The following is a 5,069-nucleotide window of genomic DNA, read 5'->3' as shown; positions in this document are numbered from 1 at the left end:
ACAGGGGGTTTTTTTCCCCCGCCGGATATGTGATTAATGAAGCCCTTCAATCCCTGCTTCAAGCAGCTTTATTTGCAAAATAGTCTGCTCTGGCTTCACTTCCTGCTCACGCCCGTTAACGACAGTTTCGTACAGCGCGGTATAGTAACGAGAGTAATCGCCTTGCACAGTTTTCACCTTTTCTTCATGGTAATCACCGTGACTATCAATGTAAGTCAGTACTCCATAATGCTCTGGTAAATCAACACCAAAGTCTTTATTTTCAGGCATATGGAAAAGCTTAAGATGCTCTTCCTGACGATCTTTAGTTGATTTGACGAACATCCCCTTTTTGCCATATACCACAAAACTCGGACGATCCTTGATTCTGAAATAGCTTGATTTCACAGATACCTTAAGCCTCTTGTACATCAAGTCGATATCAAAATAATCATTCATTCGACCGGGGCCAAGAAGCTGCCTGACATCAAAATGGACATTGTCAGGTTTTCCGAAGAGTGATATGACCTGATCCAGCGTATGACAGGCATGTCCGTAAAGATAGGAATGAGCTCGACTAAACGTGGTGGATGCTTCAGGCACTTCAGGGCGAAAATAATCATAATGCATTTCCAGTTCGATTAAATCACCCAATTTTCCGCTACGAATGACCTCCTGAACCGTCAAGAAATCGCTGTCAAAACGGCGGTTCTGATAGCACTGAACCATTACGCCTTTCTCTTTAGCAAGACGGAAAAGTTCGACAGCCTGCTCAGAGGTTTCAGTAAAAGGCTTTTCGACAACACAGTTTTTACCTTTATTGATAGCCTGTTTCGCCAGCTCATAATGGAATTCAGGAGGCGTTGTTATAATTACCGCCTGAATTTCATCATCGTTCAGCAGATCATCGATATTTGTAGTATAGCTGATACCGTCTATTTTGGGCCAACCAGTATTTTCAACAGGAGAGAAAATACGCTTAACGCTAATCAGATCTTTTAATTTAAGTGAAAAAGGCAGGTGATAGCGATTGGTGCTTTTTCCATTACCGATATAACCAATGGTGAGTTTACTGGACATGCGTATTCTCCTTTGTAACCTGTTTACTTACTGTCTCAAGTATTTCAGTTGCAATAATGCTATTTTCTAACATTTTAGCGGCTTTTTGAAAATCATCGGATTCAATGATCCGAATAAATTCTTTAAATTCAGGAATAAGGCGGTGCCCGTTCCACTGTTCAGATTCAACAAACGATCCGTCGTTAAATCTGATTTTATAACCTGTCAGGGTATTCACTGGTGATTCCAGAATAATACATCCCTTGTCGCCCTGAATCGTCGATACCGCAGGTGCCTGGCAATCTTTGGCACCAATACATACGGCTTTGAATGTTGGATAATTCAACACGAGTATGCCGCTGGTATCAACATTGTTCATAATGTTTGGCATATAATGATAAGAATCAGGACGCCCGAACATCCCCACAACCAGATGCAAGTTGTAAACATTAATATCCAGCATCGCGCCGCCACCTCGTGAAGGGTCAAACGCGGGGTGAATTATACCCTGCCTGAAGTCGTTATATCTCGATGAATATTGGCTGTAATTAAGAGAAACTAATTTTAGCTCGCCGAGTTGTTTCAGGTTTTTTCTGATTAACTGTACTGGATAGAGATAATGAATATTCATTGCCTCAAGAATGAAACATTTCTGCGCTTCAGCAATATTTTTTAATGCCAGTAATTCTGCTATAGACAAGACTATCGGTTTCTCAATAATAACATGCTTCCCAGCATTCAAAGCTTTCTGAGCAAATGAGAAATGAAGATGATTAGGTAGGGCAACATAGATGACATCTACATTACTTGCAAGCATGGCGTCATAATCAAAAAAGACTTCATCAAGCCCATAACGGTCTTTTAATTCTAACGTTTCATTTCTTGTTTGCTCTGTTCCCAGCACAGAAATATAATCAAAGCACAATTGGTCAATAACGGTAAGCAGATCTTTTACGATCATACCAGTACCCAGAATGCCTATTTTCATCTTTAGCTCCTCACTCAATATGTTATCTTTGTAGTAATATTTTCATCGTTCAATGAGGCACCGTTAGTGCTAATGACGTCTTTATACCAGTAGAAAGATTTCTTTTTATAACGTGCAAATGAACCTGAGCCATCGTTGTTACGATCAACATAAATCAGGCCATAACGTTTACTCAGTTGCGCTGTTGCTGCACTTACCAGATCAATACAGCCCCAGCAGGTGTAACCCATAACTGGCACACCATCTTTGATAGCTTCACCAATCTGAACAAGATGGTCATTCATGTAACTAATGCGATAGTCATCGTCAACAGTAAAACTGCCATCCTTAGTCTGTACTAACCGGTCTACGGCCCCAAGACCATTCTCAACAACAAATAATGGTTTCTGGTAACGATCATAAAAACGATTCAAAACGATACGCAACCCTCGCGGATCAATCTGCCATCCCCATTCACTAGCTTTCAGATAAGGATTGGGTACACCACCAAGCAAATTCCCCTCTCCAGCAGAGATAGATTTATCGGCTGTCTCACAGACGCTGACATAATAGCTAAATGAAACAAAATCAACGGTATTCAGTAATGCCTCTTCGTCACCAGGCATGAATTTGATATTTATATCATTTTCACGGAAGTAGCGTTTCATGTAGTTTGGGTATTTTCCTCTTACATGGACATCGCCAAAGAAATCATTCATATGTTCCGCTTCCATCACTGCAATCACATCTTCAGGTTTAGGGGAAAGCGGATACACAGGCATGCTGAGAATCATGCAGCCAAATTGAGCATCTGGAATAATAGCCTTACCTGCCTTGGTAGCCAGTGCACTGGCGATCAGTTCGTGATGTACTGCCTGATAGAGATCTTGCTTACTCAGTTCAGACATGGGAGTCATAATTCCGCCGCTCATCAGTGGATGATGAAGAACAGAGTTGATCTCGTTAAATGTCAACCAATATTTAACTTTATCTTTATAGCGATTAAATAACGTGGTTGCGTATGTTAAATACAATTCGACCAAGTTTCTAGATGCCCAACCATTATATTTTTTCGCCAAATTATAAGGTGTTTCATAATGAGAAATTGTGACTAAAGGCTGGATCCCATATTTCAAGCATTCATCAAATACACTGTCGTAAAACGCTAACCCTTGCTCATTCGCGATCTCATCGTCGCCATTGGGATAAATACGTGACCAGGCAATTGAAATACGAAAAACCTTGAATCCCATTTCAGCCAGAAGTTTAATATCATCCTTATAGCGATGATAGAAATCGATCCCTTCAAGCTTTAAATTATCTGGGGTTGGTGTTTCTGTCATTGGCCCCATAATACCCTTGGGCATGAGATCTTGAATACTCAGTCCTTTACCATCAACATTGTATGCACCTTCACACTGGTTGGCTGAAATCGCACCGCCCCAAAGAAAATCACTATTAAAAACCATTACATATTCTCCCATTAAGCCAGTGATAAAAGAGGTTGTCTTACATGAGCAATTTGCTCTGAATAAGTGTCTACTTTCTGATAATTCTCTGAGTTTGCAATAACCACAATCGTTGTTATGTCATAGCCAAGTGACTGAATCATCTCAATATCGAACTCGATCAACAGGTCACCTTCTTTTACCGTATCGCCATTATTTACAAATGAGGTAAATCCGTTGCCGTTAAGTTTTACGGTATCAATACCAATATGAATCAGTAATTCAATGCCAGTTTCAGAAGCCAGACCTATAGCATGTTTCGTCGGGAATATTGACAGTACAGTGCCATTGAAAGGGGCATATACGCGGCCTTCATCAGCAATGATACCAACACCTTTACCCAAGGCTTCTGTAGAAAACGTTAAATCATTTACCTTAGACAGCGGTACTATCTTACCCGTTACTGGTGAATTTAAAATCTGTCCATCGATTGTCTTGAAAGTTGAAACGATGCTTTGCGAATTTTCATTGTTTTTTCCTTTCAAGTCACTTGGCTCAATGTTTTTTTCATCAGCAGGGTCGTCAAAGCCAAGGATGAAGGTTAAAGCCATGGTCAAGAAAATCACCATAAGAGCGGCTGAACAAGCGAAGATAATATTGCTGTGGTTTTCCGGATTGATAAACATAGGTAATGCAACCAGAGAGGAAATACCGAATGCAAAGGATTTTAACTTTACCAGACAAATGAACAAGCCAGTGATACCTGATGCAATGCATGCCGCAATCATCGGTTTTTTCAACGGCAAATTGACCCCATACATGCACGGTTCGGTAAGACCTGAAAATATACAGGTAAAACCTGCCGCCAGAGATGTCTGTTTAAGTTTAGAATTACGGCTTTTGATCCCTACAGCAATACTCGCAGCACCCTGAGCCATATTTATAACCAGCATGATTGGCAGGATAAGTCCGTCACCCTGGCCTGATGCAAGAGAGCCAAGAACAATGGGTGTAAATGCCCAGTGCAGGCCAGTCATCACGATAAAAGGCATGAATGCAGCGAGCAACACCATCGTCAGAAGGTTCAAGTGCGACTGCATAAGTTCTACGCCTGAGGCTAAGCTGGTCGCTAAAAAAGTTCCTACAGGTCCAATTATGGTAAAGGCAATAGGGGCAGAAATCAGGATAATAAGCGCTGGGTTCAGAAATGTTTTTGTCATCGAGGGAGTAAAGCGATCAACAATTTTTCCGGTACAGGCAACGATCCAGGCAATCAGGATAGCGGGTATGATGGTTGAAGCGTACTGCGCTGACATCACAGGAATACCCAGGAACGTCACGTCAGTCGTTTTGGCTTCGTTCATCACCTCAATAAACTGAGGGTTTAACAGTACTGCCGTCACAACGGCTGCGAGTACCGGGTTGGCATTAAATCTTCTGGCTATTGCATAAGCAATAAAAATAGGCATGAAGTAAAAAGCAGAATGACTAATAATTGATAGAAAGCGTAATGTTGAGTTGTCTTGCCCGAGGAAGAAACTCATGATGATAACAATCATCTGGATAATCCCCGCGCCAATAAGTGCGGGGATTACTGGTGTCATTGACGAAGCAAT

At 41.3% G+C, this 5,069-nt stretch carries 4 protein-coding genes; all 4 read right to left on the bottom strand.

Going from position 1 to position 5,069, the window contains the following annotated elements; translation table 11 throughout:
- Positions 1–33: 33 nt before the first annotated feature.
- The gene (locus HMPREF9538_RS13920) at positions 34–1,059 is read right to left on the bottom strand and encodes a Gfo/Idh/MocA family oxidoreductase (protein WP_009485106.1); all 1,026 of its coding nucleotides are present in this window, start codon (positions 1,057–1,059) and stop codon (positions 34–36) included.
- The gene (locus HMPREF9538_RS13925; RefSeq protein ID WP_009307868.1) at positions 1,049–2,026 is read right to left on the bottom strand and encodes a Gfo/Idh/MocA family protein; all 978 of its coding nucleotides are present in this window, start codon (positions 2,024–2,026) and stop codon (positions 1,049–1,051) included. Before HMPREF9538_RS13925 ends, HMPREF9538_RS13920 begins: the two co-directional genes overlap by 11 nt.
- Before the next feature lie 14 nt (positions 2,027–2,040).
- Entirely contained in the window at positions 2,041–3,474 is a 1,434-nt protein-coding gene (locus tag HMPREF9538_RS13930; RefSeq protein ID WP_032419768.1) for a glycoside hydrolase family 1 protein, read from the bottom strand.
- 14 nt (positions 3,475–3,488) lie between these two features.
- Positions 3,489–5,069, bottom strand: a 1,581-nt coding sequence (locus tag HMPREF9538_RS13935) for a glucose PTS transporter subunit IIA (protein WP_009485103.1), incomplete at its 5' end; no start/stop codon positions are given.

The sequence above is a fragment of the Klebsiella sp. MS 92-3 genome (assembly GCF_000195655.1).
Classification (GTDB): Bacteria; Pseudomonadota; Gammaproteobacteria; order Enterobacterales; family Enterobacteriaceae; genus Klebsiella; species Klebsiella pneumoniae.
Note: the sequence above shows the minus strand (reverse complement) of the source record. Positions and strands in the feature narration are given on the sequence as shown.

What these genes read in the sequence shown, in the direction of transcription:
- HMPREF9538_RS13920 (WP_009485106.1), bottom strand. Translation starts at nt 1,059, where the DNA reads ATGTCCAGTAAACTCACCATTGGTTATATCGGTAATGGAAAAAGCACC.
- HMPREF9538_RS13925 (WP_009307868.1), bottom strand. Translation starts at nt 2,026, where the DNA reads ATGAAAATAGGCATTCTGGGTACTGGTATGATCGTAAAAGATCTGCTT.
- HMPREF9538_RS13930 (WP_032419768.1), bottom strand. Translation starts at nt 3,474, where the DNA reads ATGGTTTTTAATAGTGATTTTCTTTGGGGCGGTGCGATTTCAGCCAAC.